Source organism: Streptomyces sp. NPDC090045, from assembly GCF_044747975.1.
Classification (GTDB): Bacteria; Actinomycetota; Actinomycetes; order Streptomycetales; family Streptomycetaceae; genus Streptomyces.
Map to the genome: position 1 here is coordinate 63,582 of NZ_JBIVFA010000009.1, position 16,590 is coordinate 80,171.

The following is a 16,590-nucleotide window of genomic DNA, read 5'->3' on the forward strand; positions in this document are numbered from 1 at the left end:
GCGGGGGTGCTTGGGGCTCACGCGATCGTCTTTCCCGTACGTCAGGGCAGCCGCTTCGCGCCGCTGCCGGCCACACCCCCAAGGGGCGGTCACCGGTCGTGACCAGGGGGTCTGAAGTATTATCAGCCGACTGGCAAGCGTGAGGCCAATGCCCGGCCACGCCCGCGCCGCAGTCGGTCAGCCGCGCACCCGGTGGAGCCGCACCCGCTCGATGCCCGGCTGTTGGGCGATCCGCCTCTTCAACTCCGCACGCTGTCCTACGGGCATGCCGGCGCCGGTCTCCGCCTGATGGAACGCGTTCGGCTCGGCCATCGCGGTGCGGTGGTAAAGCGCATTAGTGCACGCCCTCGCGAACCGGCCATAAGCGAGGGGATGTTGACGGAGGATCGGGCTTCGTTATCGAATCGATATCATGCTCGACAGGCTTTGGACTAAAGCGCATTAGTCGAGGTCAACCTTGGCGTGATGAGGGCATCTGGCCATCCGTGCAGGCCTGTTGAGGCATTCGGCACCCGGGTGTCACCGGCCAATGGGAGGTCTGCCTCATTGACGGGATCCTGACTTCGGGCGACGGTGGGCACCGCCTCCGGCAAAGAGGCCGGACTTCTGCAAAGGCGGCGACGATGACCCGTTCGAACCCGACCCGTATTGCCGTGGCCGCGCTGGTGACCGGCGCGCTCCTCTCGACCGCCGCGTGCGGCCTCAGCGGTGGCGCCGGTGACGCGAAAGAGGCCGAGAAGACGGGCAAGGTGGCCGGTGAGATCACCTTCCGGACCCTCCAACTGAAGCCGACGTTCACGGCCTACGTGCAGGGGGTCATCGACGCGTTCCAGCAGAAGTACCCCGAGGTCAAGGTCAAGTGGGAGGACGTCCCCGGCGACGGCTACAACGAGAAGCTCGTCGCGGACGCCCAGGCCGGGGCCCTCCCCGACGTGGTCAACCTCTCCACCGACTCCTTCCAGCTCCTCGCCGACCGCGGCATGCTCGCCGACGTCGCCAAGCTCGACGGGGCGGCGGCCAAGGAGTACGTGCCCGGTGCCTGGGAGCAGTTCAAACTGCCGGGCAAGGGGGACAGCGTGTACGCGTACCCCTGGTACGTGACCCCCGAGATCCTCACCTACAACAGAGAACTCTTCGAGAAGGCCGGCCTGGACCCGGCCAAGCCGCCGACCGGCGTGGAGCAGTTCTTCGACTACGCCGAGAAGATCGCCGCCACGTCCGGGGGCCAGTACTCCGCCTTCATGGCCGACCCCAAGGGCCGGCTGCCCGGGGACTGGCAGAAGATGGGCGTACCGATCCTCAGTGAGAAGCAGGACCGGTTCACCTTCGGCACCGACCAGGCCGTCGCCTGGGTGGAACGGATGAAGGACCTGTACGCCAAGGGCGCCATGCCCAAGGAGTCCCTGCTCAAGTCCGACGACATCAACCAGCTCTACGGCGGCGGCAAACTCGTCTTCGGCCCCGGCTCCCCGGGCTTCGTCAAGGACATCAGGCAGAACGCCCCGCAGGTCTACGCGAAGACACAGGTCGCGGGAGCCGTCACGGGCAAGCTCGGCCACATCGGCATCTACGCCCAGTCGCTCGGCATCAAGAAGGACACCAAGCACCCCGACGCGGCGGCCGAGTTCGCGAAGTGGGTGACCAACGGCCCCAACCAGGTGGAGTTCTCCAGGAAGGCCACCATCTACCCGTCCAACGCCCAGGGCCTCGCCGACCCGTTCTTCTCGGACAAGGGCGACGGCAAGGACGCGGAGACCCTGGCCCGCGCGGTCGGCGCCGAGCAGCTGAAGACCGCCGCACTCGATGCCAACACCCCCGTCCAGTGGACCAACCAGGTCGGCGACGCCGTCGTACGCGAGGTGCAGAAGGCCATCACGGGTGAGCAGGATCCCCGGACGGCGGTGAAGAAGGCCGAGGAAGCGGCGAACAAGCTCCTCGCCGCCGCGGCCGACAAGTGACGGCCGCGGACAGGCGGCGACGCCGGGCCGCGCGGCGTGCCATGGAGGCCGATACGGGCCTGGTCCACCGCAAGTGGTGGACCCCCTACCTGTTCCTCGCCCCCGGTCTGGCGATGGTGGCGCTCTTCAGCCTCTGGCCGTTCGTCAACACCGTCGTCCTCTCCTTCACCGACGCGCAGATCCTGCGCGGCGGCACCTTCGTCGGCTTCGACAACTACCGCCGCGCCTTCGACGACCCCGACTTCTGGGTCGCCACCGGCAACAGCGTGCTGTACCTCGCGGTCGTCGTGCCGTGCCTGGTCCTCCTCCCGCTGGCCCTCGCCGTCCTCGTCCAGACCAAGGTCCCCGGCATCGGCTTCTTCCGGTCCGCCTTCTACACCCCGGTGATCGCCTCCGCCGTGGTCGTCGGGCTGATCTGGCAGTGGGTGCTGCGCAGCGACGGTCTCGTGAACACCGTCTTCCAGCGGCTGAACCTCGTCTCCGAGCCGATCCCGTTCCTGACGGACTCCGCGATGCTGCTGGTCTCCGCGATGCTCGTGACCGTGTGGAAGGGCCTCGGCTACTACATGGTCTTCTACCTGGCCGCCCTCGGGAACGTCCCCGCCTCCCTCCACGAGGCGGCCGCCATCGACGGCGCCGGTCCCGTCCGCCGCTTCTTCAGCATCACCGTCCCCCAGGTGAAGCCGATGATGCTGCTGGTCTGCACCCTCTCCGCGATCTCCGCGCTGCGCGTGTTCACCGAGATCTACATCCTCGGCGGTGAGAGCGGCGGCCCCGGCGGCGGCGCCCGCACCCTGCCTTTCCTCATCCGGCAGGTCGGCCTCGGCTTCTCGGGCGAGACCGGCTACGCCTCCGCCATCTCCATCCTGCTGTTCCTCCTGACCCTGGTCTTCAGCCTGCTGGGCCGCCGCCTGTCGAAGGGAGACGAGAGTTGAGCACCCCGCCCTCCCCGGGAGACGAGCCGCCCCGGCGGTCCGGCGCCGCCGTCCGCAGGCGCCGGTGGCTGGGCCCGGCCGCCCGGTACGCCACGCTCCTGCTGATGCTCGTCGTCATGCTGGGCCCGATCGTCTGGCAGTTCCTCACCTCGATCCGCGGCCGCACCGAGAACGTCTACGACGGCGTGCTGCCCTCGCAGCCCACCCTCGACAACTACGTCCGGGTCGCCGAGTCCTTCCCGCTGCTCCAGTACGTCGGCAACACCCTCACCGTCGCGGTCCTCGCGATCACCTCGAACCTGCTCTTCGCGGCGATGGGAGGGTACGCCCTCTCGCGGGCCGCCTGGAAGGGCCGCCGGGCCGTCTTCACCGTGCTGGTGGCGACCCTGATGTTCCCCTTCGAGTCCGTGATGATCTCGATGTTCCTCACGGTCCGTGAGATGGGGCTGGTCGACACCCTCATCGGCGTCTGGCTCCCCGGCGCGGTCTCCGTGCTCAACATCATGATCATGCGGGCGGCCTTCCTCGCCGTGCCCAAGGAGGTCGAGGAGGCCGCGGTCCTGGACGGGGCGGGCGAATGGACCCGCTTCACCCGGGTGTTCCTCCCCGCCGCCAAGGGCGCCCTGGCCGTCGTCTGCATCACCAGCTTCATGGGCGCCTGGGACGACTTCCTCTGGCCCCTGCTGGTCCTCACGAACAGCGACCACTACACCCTGCAGCTCGGCCTGAAGACCCTGGCCGGCGCCACCACCGTCAACGACCAGAGGCTCATCGCCGCCGGCGCGATGGCCGCACTCCTGCCGATGATGCTGCTCTTCTTCGCCCTCCAGCGTTTCTTCTTCAAGGGCGTGGGCGAGGGAGCAGTCAAGACCTGAGCCCGTCCGTCCACCGTCGGGCCCGTTCCGCCGCCCGCCCGGCCCGTTCCGCCGCCCCCGCACCGACCAGCCGTCCGTACCGACCACCCAGTCCCTGGAGCAGCCGTCATGCACGACGACCGCAGCATCACCGAGCACCGCCTCCGCCGGGTCCTGAAGGAGCGGATCAAGCCCGCCGTCCACTCCCGCCCGCTCCCGCTGACCGTCGAGCGCTGGGAGGCCCCGGGGGAGCCCGTCCCCGTCGCCGAGGGCCTGGCGGCCCCGTACGGGCCCTGCGCGATCGGCGACCCGTGGGGCCCGGCCTGGGGCACCACCTGGTTCAAGGTCACCGGCACCGTCCCGGCCGACTGGGCCGGCCGTACCGTCGAGGCCGTCCTCGACCTCGGCTTCGACCGGATGATGCCCGGCTTCCAGTGCGAGGGCCTGGTCCACCGGGCCGACGGCGGCGAGATCAAGGCGCTCAACCCGTACAACGACTGGGTCCGCGTCGCCGACCGCGCCGAGGGCGGCGAGCGCGTCGAATGGTACGTCGAGGCCGCCTCCAACCCGGTCCTGGTCGACCACGCGGTCACGTACGAGGGCGACCGGCTGACCAGCGGCGACCAGCCGCTCTACCGGCTCGCCCGGATGGACCTCACCGTCTTCGAGACCGAGGTGTGGGAACTGGTCCAGGACCTGGAGGTCCTCTACGACCTGATGGTCCAGCTCGACACCGGGGACGCCCGGCGCCACGGGATCCTGCACGCCATCGGCTCCGCCCTGGACGCGGTGGACCTGACGGACGTCCCAGGCTCGGCGGCCGCCGCCCGCGCCGAGCTCGCCGGGGTGCTGGCCGCCCCGGCCGGCGCCTCCGCGCACCGGATCAGCGCCGTCGGCCACGCCCACATCGACTCCGCCTGGCTGTGGCCGCTGCGCGAGACGGTGCGCAAGGTCTCGCGCACCGCGTCCAACATGGCCAACCTGATGGACGAGCACCCCGAGTTCGTCTTCGCCATGTCACAGGCCCAGCAGCTGGACTGGATCAAGACCTACCGGCCGGAGCTGTTCGAGCGGGTCAAGAAGAAGATCGCGGACGGGCAGTTCGTGCCGGTCGGCGGCATGTGGGTGGAGTCCGACACCAACATGGTCGGCGGCGAGGCCATGGCCCGGCAGTTCCTCTACGGCAAGAAGTTCTTCCTCGACGAGTTCGGCATCGAGACGAACAACGTCTGGCTCCCCGACTCCTTCGGCTACACCGCCGCGATGCCGCAGATCGTCAAACTCTCCGGCTCCCGGTGGTTCCTCACCCAGAAGATCTCCTGGTCCCAGGTCAACGCCTTCCCTCACCACACCTTCTGGTGGGAGGGCATCGACGGCACCCGCGTCTTCACGCACTTCCCGCCCGTCGACACCTACAACTCCGACCTCGGCGGCGCCCAGCTGGCGCACGCAGCCCGCAACTACCGGGAGAAGGGCCGTGGTTCGCGGTCGCTGGCCCCCTTCGGCTGGGGTGACGGCGGCGGCGGACCCACCCGCGAACACCTGGCCCGCGCCAAGCGCCAGCGGGACCTCGAAGGCTCCCCGAAGGTGCGGATCGAGCGCCCGGACGCCTTCTTCGAGAAGGCCCGCGCCGAGTACGAGGACGCGCCCGTCTGGGCGGGCGAGCTCTACCTGGAGCTGCACCGCGGCACCTACACCTCCCAGGCCAAGACCAAGCAGGGCAACCGGCGCAGCGAATCACTGCTGCGCGAGGCCGAGTTGTGGGCGGCCACCGCCGCGGTCAGGGTGCCGGGGTACGGGTACCCGTACGAGGACCTGGAGCGGATCTGGAAGACGGTGCTGCTGCACCAGTTCCACGACATCCTGCCGGGCTCCTCCATCGCCTGGGTGCACCGCGAGGCGCGCGAGACGTACGCGAAGCTGAGCGAGGAACTCCGGGGGATCACCCTCGCCGCGCAGCTGGCCCTCGCCGGGGAGGGCGGCGAGGAGCTGGTCTTCAACTGCGCCCCGCACGCCCGGCGCGGTGTCCCGGCCGGCGGGGCGGGGCGCCCGGCCGGGGCCGGGGAGCCGGTCACGGTGGAGGAGCGGCACGGCGGCGGGCACGTGCTGGCCAACGGCCGGCTGCTGGTGGAGATCGACGGCCGCGGGCTGATCGTCTCCGTCTACGACCTGGAGGCGCGCCGCGAGACGGTGGCTCCGGGGACCGCGGCGAACCTGCTGCAGATCCACCCGGACTTCCCCAATATGTGGGACGCGTGGGACATCGACGCGTTCTACCGCAACCGGGTGACGGACCTGGTGGACGTGGACGTCCTGGAGGTCACCGAGAGCGGGCCGGCGGCCGCCACGGTCCGGGTCACCCGCTCCTTCGGCTCCTCCACCGCCGTCCAGTCGGTCACCCTGCGGGCCGGGGCCAAGACGGTGGACATCGTCACGGACGTGGACTGGCACGAGACGGAGAAGTTCCTCAAGGCCGCCTTCCCGCTGGACGTGAAGGCCGAACGGACCGCCTCCGAGACGCAGTTCGGGCACGTGTACCGGGCCACCCACACCAACACGTCGTGGGAGGCGGCCAAGTTCGAGATCTGCGCCCACCGATGGATCCACGCGGAGGAGCCCGGCTGGGGGGTCGCGCTGCTCAACGACTCCACGTACGGGCACGACGTCACCCGGGACGTGCGGAGCGACGGCGGTCAGACCACCACCGTCCGGCTCTCCCTGCTGCGGGCCCCCCGCTACCCCGACCCGGAGACCGACCAGGGCGCCCACACCCTGCGGTTCTCCCTCGCGCCCGGCGCGTCGATCGGGGACGCGGTCCGCGAGGGCCACGCGCTGAACCTGCCCGAGCGCACCGTGACCGGCGCGGGCCCGGTCGCCCCGCTGCTCGCCGTCGACGAGGACGCGGTGGTCGTGGAGGCGGTGAAACTGGCCGAGGACCGCAGCGGTGACGTGGTCGTGCGCCTCTACGAGTCCCGCGGGGGCCGTGCGACGGCAGTCCTGACGGCGGACTTCCCCATCTCGGCGGCGGTCGAGAGCGACCTGCTGGAACGCCCGCTGGCCGGCTCGGCGGTGGGCGCCCCCACCCCGGCGGGTGCGGTCCCCCTGACCCTGCGCCCGTTCCAGATCGTCACGGTCCGCCTGCACCGGGTCTGACCGCCGCCCGGGGTGGGCCGCGGCCACGACCCCGTCCCGGCCGTCAGGGCCGGGGCCCGCTCTTCAGTGCGCTCCGCAGCTCGGCCAGGTGCTCGGTGTCCTCCGGGAGTTCCATCTGGTCGAGCAGCGCGTGCGCCCGGACGGGATCGAGATCGCCGTACACGTCGTGGTGGCTGTGCAGGATGCCCCGGAAGACCGCCTCGCGCAGGGCCGGCACCCGGGCCGCGGCCCGGTAGGCCAGTGCCTTGACCTGCCAGGGCACCGGTCCGGAGGATTCCAGCACGCGCTGGGCGCGGCGCAGCATGGGCTCCGGGGTGTCCGGCCGCAGTTGTGTGATGTCCTTGCCGAGGACCTCGGTGAAGGCCGTCTCAGCGGTGTCGCGGTCCTCGAACCAGTCGACCCGGAGGGAGTGGACGATCGCCTCGCAGGCCGCCGGAGCATCCAGCCGGCTGCGGTAGCCGTTCCAGAGCGCGCGGGTCGTGCCCGGATCCTCGGTGCCCCGGACGGCGAAGCCGATCTCGGCGGTCACCCGGTACTCGTCCAGGAGGTCCACCAAGCCGAAGCCGAGCCGCAGCCGGTGCTCCATGTCGACGGAGTCGTCCCCGACGGCCGCCGCGGCCCACCGGTGGGCGACCTCGTTCGAGGTGAGCCGGCCCTCCTCGGACTCCCCGTCCGTCCAGGAGTCCTCGCCGGTCCGGACCACGCCGCGCTCGGCCAGCCAGAGCCGGGCCGATTCGCTGTCGGGCAGCTCGTCGAGGAACTCCACGACCGACCGTACGAACTCCTGCGGTGAGGCCGCGTGGACGAGGTGTCCCACGGGGATCGTGGTCAGCCGCGCATCGGGTATCCGGCGGGCCATCTCCGCGAGGACGTCCTGCCGGAGATGGCTCGCGGGGCCGCCCGCCAGGACCAGGGTCGGTGCGGTGATCCGCCGGAACCCGTCCAGTTCATCGGGCTCGGGCAGGGACGGGTCCCCCGGGAGCTGGAACCAGTCCACGTCAGTGGTTTCGGGCCGCATCTTCCCGCGGCCGGCGTAGGGGAGCGGGGCCCAGACCTCCTCCAGGACCAGCCGGGCCACCCGCCAGGGCTGGGCCTGTGCGACCAGGTAGGCCGCCTCCCCGCCCTTCGCACGGCCGGCGAGGTCCACCCGGTCGAGGCCGAGCGCGTCCAGGAGGGCGAGCAGCTCGTCGCACAACCGCTGCGAGGACGGATACGGATACGCCTCGGTCTCGCCGCCGTGGTTGCTCATGTCCGGGACGTACACCCGGCGCTTGCGCGCGAGCTCGTCCCGCAGCGACGCCCAGTCGCCCTGCGCGGGCAGCAGCACCAGCGGATCGCCGTCCGCGGGCCCTGCCACCTGGTACCCGAACGGGAGGCCGTTCACGATCAAGGAGTGGTTTTCGATCATCCGGCCGACGCTACCGGCGCCGGCCGTCCGTCCGCCCGGCGGGGCCCGGGCCGCGCCGCCGGCGTGAACTCCGCCACAGGTACGTGAGGGCCGGCCCCGTGGGCCCTGGGATGGCGGGGTGCGACGCGGGCATCCGGTTATGCACCTAGTTGCAAAACCAGCCGCCCCTCGCTAGAACAGGGTCATCACCCCCGCGCGAGGAGGCGCCCCTCATGAGTTCCCAGAGCCGGTACCCGCACCTGCTGAGCCCCCTGGACCTCGGTTTCACCACCCTGCCGAACCGCGTGGTCATGGGGTCGATGCACACCGGCCTCGAAGAGCACGCGGGCGGCTTCGAGCGCCTCGCCGCCTTCTACGCCGAGCGCGCCCGCGGCGGCGCCGGCCTGATCGTCACCGGCGGCATCGCCCCGAACGACGCCGGGCGCCCCTTCGAGGGCGGCTCCCGCCTCACCACCGAGGACGAGGCCGCCGAGCACCGGGTGATCACCGAGGCCGTGCACGCCGAGGGCGGGAAGATCGCGATGCAGATCCTCCACTTCGGCCGCTACGCCTACCACAAGGACCTGGTCGCCCCCAGCGCCCTCCAGGCTCCCATCAGCCCCTTCGTGCCGAACGAGCTCACCGACGCCGAGGTCGAGCGCACCGTCGAGGACTTCGTCCGCGCCGCCCGCCTCGCGAAGCTCGCCGGCTACGACGGCGTCGAGATCATGGGCTCCGAGGGCTACCTGATCAACGAGTTCATCGCCGCCGCCACCAACAAGCGCACCGACCGCTGGGGCGGCACGTACGAGAACCGCGTCCGCTTCCCGCTGGAAATCGTCCGGCGCACCCGCGCGGCCGTCGGCGAGGACTTCATCCTCATCTACCGCTTGTCCATGCTCGACCTCATCCCCGGCGGCTCCACCCTCGACGAGGTCGTCCACCTCGCCAAGGAGATCGAGGCGGCCGGCGCCACCATCATCAACACCGGCATCGGCTGGCACGAGGCCCGCATCCCCACCATCGCCACCTCCGTCCCGCGCGGCGCCTACACCTGGGTCACCAAGCGGCTGATGGGCGCGGTGAGCGTCCCGCTCGTCACCAGCAACCGCATCAACACCCCGGAGATCGCCGAGGAACTGCTCGCCGACGGGCGCGCCGACCTGGTGTCGCTGGCCCGCCCCTTCCTGGCCGACGCCGACTTCGTCGCCAAGGCCGCGGCCGGACGCTCCGAGACCATCAACACCTGCATCGGCTGCAACCAGGCCTGCCTCGACCACACCTTCAGCGGCAAGATCACCAGCTGCCTGGTCAACCCCCGCGCCTGCCACGAGACCGAGCTCGTCCTGTCCCCGACCCGGACCAAGAAGAGCGTCGCCGTCGTCGGCGCCGGCCCGGCCGGTCTCGCCTGCGCGGTCTCCGCCGCCGGACGCGGCCACGCCGTCACCCTCTTCGAGGCCTCCGGCCACATCGGCGGCCAGCTCGACATCGCCCGCCGCATCCCCGGCAAGGAGGAGTTCGAGGAGACCATCCGCTACTTCGGCACCCAGCTCGTGGAGTCCGGCGTGGAGGTCCGCCTGAACACCCGCGCCGACGTGGAGACCCTCCAGGGCTACGACGAGGTCGTCGTCGCCACCGGCGTCACCCCCCGCACCCCCGACATCGAGGGCGTGGACCACGCCAACGTCGTCAGCTACCTCGACGTACTGCGCGACGGCGCCCCCGTCGGCGAGCGCGTCGCCGTGGTCGGCGCCGGCGGCATCGGCTTCGACGTCGCCGAGTTCCTCACCGACAGCGGCGAGGGCGCCTCACAGGACCCCGAGGTCTACTTCCGCCACTGGGGCGTGGACACCGCGTACACCGGCCCCGGCGGGCTCGCGAAGCCCGAGCGCCCCGCGCCGCCGCGCCAGGTCCACCTCCTCCAGCGCAAGACCACCAAGGTCGGCAAGGACCTCGGCACCACCACCGGCTGGATCCACCGCGCCGAGCTCAAGCACCGCGGGGTCGTCTCCGTCGCCGGAGCCGCGTACGACCGGATCGACGACGAGGGCCTGCACATCACCGTCGACGGGGAGCAGCGCCTCGTGCCCGCCGACACGGTGGTCCTGTGCACCGGCCAGGAGCCGCGCCGCGACCTGTACGAGGCGCTGCGCGCGGCCGGTGTCGAGGCGCACCTGATCGGCGGCGCCGACGTGGCCGCCGAGCTCGACGCCAAGCGGGCCATCCGGCAGGGCACGGAACTGGCCGCCGCGCTCTGAGATCCGCAGGCCGAAGGGGATTGTGGCGGTCCGGCCCGGCCGCCACAATTTCCCGGTGACGTTCTCAGCCGCAGACGCAGACAAGATCCTCGCCGACCACTTCGCCCCCTGGGTGCTCGCCCTCGGACTGACCGTCCAGGAGACGGGCGAGCGGCACGCCGTGCTGCGCCTGCCCTGGTCCGGGGAGCTGGCCCGGGACGGCGGCGGCCTCTCGGGGCAGGCCATGATGGCGGCCGCCGACACGGCCACCGTCATCGCGATCTCCGCCGCCCGCGGCGGCTACGGGCCGATGACCACGGTCCAGCAGTCGACGAGCTTCCAGCGGCCGGTGGTCGGCGCCGACCTCCTGATCCACGTACGGGTCACCAAGCTCGGCAAGCGGATGGCCTTCGCCGACATCACGCTCACCCCCGAGGGCTCGGACGAACCGGCCGCCACGGCCTCGACCGTCTACGCGCTGCTCGGCTGATCCGGGCGGGCCCGCGAGGCTCTCGCGGGCCCGCCCGGAGGCTCAGCCGTGGACGAACCCCGGCGGGCGCTTGTCCACGAAGGCCGCCATGCCCTCCTTCTGGTCGGCGGTGGCGAACACGGCGTGGAACAGCCGCCGTTCGAAGCGCACCCCCTCCGCGAGGGTGGTTTCGAAGGCACGGTTCACGGATTCCTTGGCCATCATCGCGACCGGCTTGGACATCCCCGCCACGGTCTCGGCGACGGCGAGCGCCTCGGCGAGCAGCTCGTCCGCCGGCACGATCCGCGACACCAGCCCGGCCCGCTCCGCCTCGGCGGCGTCCATGGTGCGGCCGGTCAGGCACAGTTCCATCGCCTTGGCCTTCCCGACGGCCCGGGTGAGCCGCTGGGAGCCGCCGATGCCGGGGATCACCCCGAGCTTGATCTCGGGCTGCCCGAAGACCGCGGTGTCGGCGGCCAGCAGGACGTCGCACAGCATCGCGAGCTCGCAGCCGCCGCCCAGCGCGTATCCGGAGACCGCCGCGACCGTCGGCATACGGACCTGGCCGAGCCGGTCCCACGCCGTGAACCAGTCGGAGAGGTACATGTCCATGTAGCTCTGCGGCCGCATCTCCTTGATGTCGGCGCCCGCGGCGAAGGCCTTCGCGGAACCGGTGAGGACGATGCAGCCGACCTCCGGATCGCGGTCCAGTTCCTCCGCGGAGGCCACGACCTCGGTCATGACCTTCAGGTTGAGGGCGTTGAGCGCGTCGGGCCGGTTGAGGGTGAGCACGGCCACCCGGCCCTTGCGCTCCAGCAGGATGGTCTCGTAGGTCATGCGGGGGTTCCGTTCTGCGGTCGGAGGGTGCGGACGATCGCGGAGAAGTCCAGACCGGCGCCCTCTCCCTCGGCGAATGCGGCGTACAGTTCGGCGGCCCTGAGGCCCAGGGGCGCGTCCACACCGCCGGCCCGCAGGGCGTTCGCGGCCAGGCCGAGGTCCTTCGCCATGAGGGGTGCGGCGAAGCCGGGCCGGTAGTCACGGTTCGCGGGACTCGTCGGAACGGGCCCGGGGACGGGGCAGTTGACGGTGAGCGCCCAGCACTGGCCGGAGGCGGTGGAGGCGACGTCGTACAGGGCCTGGTGGTCCAGGCCGAGGCTCTCCGCGAGCACGAAGGCCTCGCTGACCCCGATCATCGACACGGCGAGGATCATGTTGTTACAGATCTTCGCCGCCTGGCCGGCCCCGGCCGCACCGCAGTGCACCGCCTTCTTGCCCATGGCGGACAGCAGCGGCTCGGCCCGGGCGAACTCCCCGGCCCCGCCGCCCGCCATGAAGGTGAGCGTGGCGGCCTCGGCCCCCATCACCCCGCCGGAGACGGGGGCGTCGAGTGCCCGGTGTCCGGCCGCGACGGCGGCCTCGTGCGCCGTGCGGGCGTCGGCCACGTCGATCGTGGAGCAGTCGACGAACAGGGTGCCGGGCCGGGCGGCCGCCAGGAGCCCCTGTTCCCCGTAGAGAGCGAGGACATGGCGGCCCGCCGGCAGCATGGTGATGACCACGTCCGCCGCGGCGGCCGCCCCGGCGGCGGAGTCCGCGGGTTCGACGCCCGTGGCCGCGGCGGCGGCCAGCAGGTCCGGTACGAGGTCGAAGCCGAGGACGCGGTGGCCCGCCGTGACCAGGTTGGCGGCCATCGGGCCGCCCATGTGGCCGAGCCCGATGAATGCGACGGTACTGCTCACCACGGCACCTCCTGAGGGAAGTCGGTCCCGGCGAGGCGCAGTTCGCGTCCCTCGCCGAGCGGGGCGAAGAACCGCTCCACGTCCGCGCCGGCGACCTCGGCCAGGGTGGCCGGGGTCCAGCGCGGGCTGCGGTCCTTGTCGATGACCTGGGCGCGGATGCCCTCGACCAGGTCGGGGGAGGCCAGGGCCGCGCAGGAGATCCGGTACTCCTGCTCCAGCACCCGTTCCAGCGGCCCCAGTTCGCGGGCGCGGCGCAGGGCGGCCAGGGTCACCTTGAGCGCCGTCGGCGACTTGGCCAGGAGCGTGTCGGCGGCCTCCTTCGCCTCGGGCACACCGCTGCCGGACAGGCGGGCCACGATCTCCTCCACCGTGTCCGCGGCGTAGCAGTGGTCGATCCACTCCCGATGGCCGGGGAGCACGCCGCCGGGCGCGGGCGCGACGTACCGCTCCAGTACCTCGTGTACGGAGTCGCGCGCCAGGTCCGAGGCGAGCGCGGGCAGGTGCTCCGCGGGCACGAAGTGGTCGGCGAGCCCGCACAGCAGCGCGTCCGCCGCGCCGATCGCCGTCCCCGTCAGGGCCAGGTGCGTGCCCAGCTCCCCGGGCGCCAGCGACAGCAGCCAGGTGCCGCCGACGTCGGGGACGAAGCCGATGCCGGTCTCGGGCATGGCGACGCGGGAGCGTTCGGTGACGATGCGGACGGTGCCGTGGGCCGAGATGCCGACGCCGCCGCCCATGACGATGCCGTCCATGAGGGCGACGTACGGCTTGGGGTAGCGGGCGATGCGGGCGTTGAGGCGGTACTCGTCCCGCCAGAAGTCCGCCGAGGCGGTGCCACCGGAGCGGGCGTCCTCGTAGATGGAGCGGATGTCGCCCCCGGCGCACAGCCCGCGCTCGCCGGCGCCGCCGATGACCACGGCCTCGACGGCGGGATCGGACTCCCAGGCGGCCAGCGCCTCCTCGACGCGGAGCACCATGGCGCGGGTGAGCGCGTTGAGGGCCCGGGGACGGTTCAGGGTGAGGCGGCCGACGCGTCCGGCGGTGTGCACGAGGACCTGGTCGGAGCCGTCGGCGGCCTCGGAGGCTGCGGCTTCGGTGCTCATCGCACGGCCTCCGTGAGCCCGCGGGCGACGATGATGCGCATGACCTCGTTCGTTCCTTCCAGGATCTGGTGCACCCGCAGGTCGCGGACGATCTTCTCGATGCCGTACTCGCTCAAATAGCCGTAACCGCCGTGGAGTTGCAGGGCGCGGTCGGCCACCGTGTAGCCGGTGTCGGTGGCGAACCGCTTGGCCATCGCGCACAGCTGCGGGGCCAGCCGGTCGCCCCGGTCGAGCGCGTCGGCGGCCTGCCGGACCAGCGCGCGGGCCGCCGCCAGCTCGGTGGCCATGTCCGCGAGCCGGAACTGCAGGCCCTGCGCGTCCAGCAGCCGCGCCCCGAAGGCCTCGCGGTCGGCCAGGTGCGCCAGGCTGCGGTCCAGCGCGCTCTGCGCACCGCCCAGCGAGCAGGCGGCGATGCCGAGGCGGCCGCCGTTGAGGCCGTTCATGGCGATGCGGAAGCCGTCGCCCTCGGCCCCGAGCCGCCGGTCGGCGGGGATGCGGACGCCGTCGAGGACCACCTGGCGGGTGGGCTGGGCGTTCCAGCCCATCTTGCGTTCGTCGGGGCCGAAGGAGACCCCCGGATCGCCGCGTTCGACGACGAAGGCGGAGATCCCGCCGGCCCCCGCGCCGCCGGTGCGGGCCATGACGATGTACACCTCGGAGGCGCCGGCGCCGGAGATGAACTGCTTGACCCCGTTCAGGACGTAGCCCTCGCCCGTCCGCGCGGCCCGGGTGCGCAGGGCGGCGGCGTCGGAACCGGCGCCGGGCTCGGTCAGGCAGTAACTGCCCAGCGAACGGGCGGCGCACAGGTCCGGCAGCCAGCGCGCCCGCTGGCCGGCGTCACCGTAGCGGTCGATCATCCAGGCGACCATGTTGTGGATGGACAGGTACCCGGCGATGGAGGGGCACCCGGTGGCGAGGGTCTCGAAGACGAGGACCCCGTCGCTGCGGGACAGGCCCGAACCGCCGTGCTCCTCGCGGACGTAGACGCCGCCGAGCCCGAGGTCCGCCGCCTTGCGGATCACGTCCAGCGGGAAGTGCTTGTCCTGGTCCCAGGCGACGGCGTACGGGGAGAGCTGCTCCTGTGCGAAGTCGAGGGTGACCTCGGCCAGGGCGAGCTGGTCGGGGGTGAGGGTGGTGGTCACCGGGCTCATCCCATCGTCGGGATGGTGAAGCTCGCGCCCTCCTTCGCCCCGGAGGGCCAGCGCGAGGTGACGGTCTTGGTGCGGGTGTAGAAGCGGATCGCGTCGGGGCCGTGCTGGTTCAGGTCGCCGAAGCCGGACCGCTTCCAGCCGCCGAAGGTGTGGTACGCCACCGGGACCGGGATGGGTACGTTGACCCCGACCATGCCGGCGCCGACGCGGCGGGTGAAGTCCCGGGCGGTGTCCCCGTCCCGGGTGAAGATGGCGACGCCGTTGCCGTAGGGGTGCTCGGTGGGCAGCCGCAGGGCCTCCTCGTAGTCGGCGGCGCGGGCGACGCACAGCACCGGGCCGAAGATCTCCTCGCGGTAGATCCGCATCTGCGGGGTGACCCGGTCGAAGAGGGAGGCGCCGGCGAAGAAGCCGTTCTCGTGCCCGGGCAGGGTGAACCCCCTCCCGTCGACGACGAGTTCGGCGCCCTCGTTGACCCCGATGTCCACGTAGCGGCGCACCCGGTCCTGGGCGTCCCGGCTCACCAGCGGGCCGAAGTCGGCGTCCGGGTCGTCGGACCGGCCGATGCGCAGGGCGGCGATCCGTTCCGTCAGCCGCGCGACCAGCGCGTCGGCGGTCTCCTCGCCGACGGGCACCGCCACGGCGATGGCCATGCAGCGCTCGCCGGCGGACCCGTAGCCGGCGCCGATCAGGGCGTCGACGGCCTGGTCGAGGTCGGCGTCCGGCATCACGATCATGTGGTTCTTGGCGCCGCCGAAGCACTGGGCGCGCTTGCCGTGGGCGGCGGCCGTGGCGTAGATGTGCGCCGCGATCGGGGTGGAGCCCACGAAGCCGAGGGCCTGGACCCGCGGGTCCTCCAGCAGGGTGTCGACCGCCTCCTTGCCGCCGTTGACGACATTGAGGACGCCCGGCGGCAGACCGGCCTCCAGGAAGAGTTCGGCGAGCCGCAACGGCACCGAGGGATCGCGCTCGGAGGGCTTGAGGACGAAGGCGTTTCCGCACGCCAGCGCGGGCGCCGCCTTCCACAGCGGGATCATGGCGGGGAAGTTGAAGGGGGTGATGCCCGCGACGACGCCGAGCGGGCTGCGCAGCGAGTGCACGTCGATCCCGCCGCCGGCGTTGTCGGTGAACTCGCCCTTCAGTAGGTGCGGGATGCCGGCGGCGAACTCCACCACTTCCAGGCCGCGTTGGAGATCGCCGTGGGCGTCGGCGATGGTCTTGCCGTGCTCCGCCGACAACAGCCGTGCCAGCGACTCGCGTTCGCCCTCCACCAGCTGGAGGAAGCGGAGCAGGACGCGGGCCCGGCGCTGCGGGTTCCACTCGCCCCACTCGCGCTGAGCGGTCTCGGCGTCGGCGATGGCGGCCTCGGTGTCGGCGCGCCCGGCGAGCGGGACCCGGGCCTGGACGGCGCCGGTGTTGGGGTCGTACACATCGGTGAAGAGGCCGGATGCTCCGGTGACGTGCTTGCCGCCGATGAAATGGGTGAGTTCGCGGACCATGGTTGCCTGCTCTCGTCAGGTGTGGATCCGGGGACGGCACGGCGGACCGGCGGCCGCACCCGGGTCGGGTGCGCCGCAGGGAACGCCGTGGGACACGGCGGCTCGTCGGCCGCC

At 71.9% G+C, this 16,590-nt stretch carries 13 protein-coding genes; 6 read left to right on the top strand and 7 right to left on the bottom strand.

Annotated features, from left to right (window positions below; all coding sequences use genetic code 11):
* Positions 1-177: 177 nt before the first annotated feature.
* Positions 178-312, bottom strand: coding sequence for a hypothetical protein (locus ACIPYQ_RS23565; protein ID WP_401254393.1), 135 nt, complete (start codon positions 310-312; stop codon positions 178-180).
* Between the two features lie 311 nt (positions 313-623).
* Between ACIPYQ_RS23565 and ACIPYQ_RS23570 the strand changes: the two genes are divergently transcribed.
* From ACIPYQ_RS23570 to ACIPYQ_RS23585, 4 genes are all read left to right on the top strand, one after another.
* Positions 624-1,958, top strand: a complete 1,335-nt coding sequence (locus tag ACIPYQ_RS23570; protein WP_401254396.1) for an ABC transporter substrate-binding protein — start codon at positions 624-626, stop codon at positions 1,956-1,958.
* Positions 1,959-1,999: 41 nt separating this feature from the next.
* On the top strand, positions 2,000-2,893 hold the full coding sequence (locus ACIPYQ_RS23575; protein ID WP_401254399.1) for a carbohydrate ABC transporter permease: 894 nt from the start codon (positions 2,000-2,002) through the stop codon (positions 2,891-2,893).
* Complete coding sequence (locus ACIPYQ_RS23580) at positions 2,890-3,768, top strand: carbohydrate ABC transporter permease (protein ID WP_401254402.1); 879 nt, start codon at positions 2,890-2,892, stop codon at positions 3,766-3,768. Before ACIPYQ_RS23575 ends, ACIPYQ_RS23580 begins: the two co-directional genes overlap by 4 nt.
* Positions 3,769-3,876: 108 nt before the next feature.
* Positions 3,877-6,900: an alpha-mannosidase gene (locus ACIPYQ_RS23585; RefSeq protein ID WP_401254405.1), complete on the top strand. Its 3,024-nt coding sequence runs from the start codon at positions 3,877-3,879 to the stop codon at positions 6,898-6,900.
* A gap of 43 nt (positions 6,901-6,943) precedes the next feature.
* Here the strand turns inward: ACIPYQ_RS23585 and ACIPYQ_RS23590 are convergent, their stop codons facing one another.
* Positions 6,944-8,308, bottom strand: a complete 1,365-nt coding sequence (locus ACIPYQ_RS23590) for an alpha/beta fold hydrolase (protein ID WP_401254408.1) — start codon at positions 8,306-8,308, stop codon at positions 6,944-6,946.
* 212 nt (positions 8,309-8,520) lie between these two features.
* On the opposite strand from ACIPYQ_RS23590, the gene ACIPYQ_RS23595 reads away from it, so the two are divergent.
* Entirely contained in the window at positions 8,521-10,545 is a 2,025-nt protein-coding gene (locus ACIPYQ_RS23595) for an FAD-dependent oxidoreductase (RefSeq protein ID WP_401254411.1), read from the top strand.
* A gap of 55 nt (positions 10,546-10,600) precedes the next feature.
* Positions 10,601-11,014: a PaaI family thioesterase gene (locus tag ACIPYQ_RS23600; protein ID WP_361764302.1), complete on the top strand. Its 414-nt coding sequence runs from the start codon at positions 10,601-10,603 to the stop codon at positions 11,012-11,014.
* Between the two features lie 42 nt (positions 11,015-11,056).
* On the opposite strand, the gene ACIPYQ_RS23605 is transcribed toward ACIPYQ_RS23600, so the two are convergent.
* Genes ACIPYQ_RS23605 through ACIPYQ_RS23625 form a run of 5 tightly spaced genes read right to left on the bottom strand, consistent with a single transcriptional unit; the run spans position 11,057 to position 16,476 of the window.
* The gene (locus tag ACIPYQ_RS23605; protein ID WP_401254415.1) at positions 11,057-11,830 is read right to left on the bottom strand and encodes an enoyl-CoA hydratase; all 774 of its coding nucleotides are present in this window, start codon (positions 11,828-11,830) and stop codon (positions 11,057-11,059) included.
* A complete protein-coding gene (mmsB, locus tag ACIPYQ_RS23610) occupies positions 11,827-12,729 on the bottom strand; it encodes a 3-hydroxyisobutyrate dehydrogenase (RefSeq protein WP_401254418.1) in 903 nt (300 codons plus the stop codon). Before mmsB ends, ACIPYQ_RS23605 begins: the two co-directional genes overlap by 4 nt.
* Entirely contained in the window at positions 12,726-13,829 is a 1,104-nt protein-coding gene (locus ACIPYQ_RS23615; RefSeq protein WP_401254421.1) for an enoyl-CoA hydratase/isomerase family protein, read from the bottom strand. Before ACIPYQ_RS23615 ends, mmsB begins: the two co-directional genes overlap by 4 nt.
* The gene (locus ACIPYQ_RS23620; protein ID WP_401254424.1) at positions 13,826-14,980 is read right to left on the bottom strand and encodes an acyl-CoA dehydrogenase family protein; all 1,155 of its coding nucleotides are present in this window, start codon (positions 14,978-14,980) and stop codon (positions 13,826-13,828) included. The genes ACIPYQ_RS23615 and ACIPYQ_RS23620 overlap by 4 nt, the downstream gene beginning before the upstream one ends.
* The gene (locus ACIPYQ_RS23625) at positions 14,977-16,476 is read right to left on the bottom strand and encodes a CoA-acylating methylmalonate-semialdehyde dehydrogenase (protein WP_401254427.1); all 1,500 of its coding nucleotides are present in this window, start codon (positions 16,474-16,476) and stop codon (positions 14,977-14,979) included. Before ACIPYQ_RS23625 ends, ACIPYQ_RS23620 begins: the two co-directional genes overlap by 4 nt.
* Positions 16,477-16,590 lie beyond the last annotated feature (114 nt).

What these genes read in the sequence shown, in the direction of transcription:
- ACIPYQ_RS23585 (WP_401254405.1), top strand. Translation starts at nt 3,877, where the DNA reads ATGCACGACGACCGCAGCATCACCGAGCACCGCCTCCGCCGGGTCCTG.
- ACIPYQ_RS23565 (WP_401254393.1), bottom strand. Translation starts at nt 312, where the DNA reads ATGGCCGAGCCGAACGCGTTCCATCAGGCGGAGACCGGCGCCGGCATG.
- ACIPYQ_RS23620 (WP_401254424.1), bottom strand. Translation starts at nt 14,980, where the DNA reads ATGAGCCCGGTGACCACCACCCTCACCCCCGACCAGCTCGCCCTGGCC.
- ACIPYQ_RS23590 (WP_401254408.1), bottom strand. Translation starts at nt 8,308, where the DNA reads ATGATCGAAAACCACTCCTTGATCGTGAACGGCCTCCCGTTCGGGTAC.
- ACIPYQ_RS23570 (WP_401254396.1), top strand. Translation starts at nt 624, where the DNA reads ATGACCCGTTCGAACCCGACCCGTATTGCCGTGGCCGCGCTGGTGACC.
- ACIPYQ_RS23575 (WP_401254399.1), top strand. Translation starts at nt 2,000, where the DNA reads ATGGAGGCCGATACGGGCCTGGTCCACCGCAAGTGGTGGACCCCCTAC.
- ACIPYQ_RS23595 (WP_401254411.1), top strand. Translation starts at nt 8,521, where the DNA reads ATGAGTTCCCAGAGCCGGTACCCGCACCTGCTGAGCCCCCTGGACCTC.
- ACIPYQ_RS23625 (WP_401254427.1), bottom strand. Translation starts at nt 16,476, where the DNA reads ATGGTCCGCGAACTCACCCATTTCATCGGCGGCAAGCACGTCACCGGA.
- ACIPYQ_RS23615 (WP_401254421.1), bottom strand. Translation starts at nt 13,829, where the DNA reads ATGAGCACCGAAGCCGCAGCCTCCGAGGCCGCCGACGGCTCCGACCAG.
- ACIPYQ_RS23605 (WP_401254415.1), bottom strand. Translation starts at nt 11,830, where the DNA reads ATGACCTACGAGACCATCCTGCTGGAGCGCAAGGGCCGGGTGGCCGTG.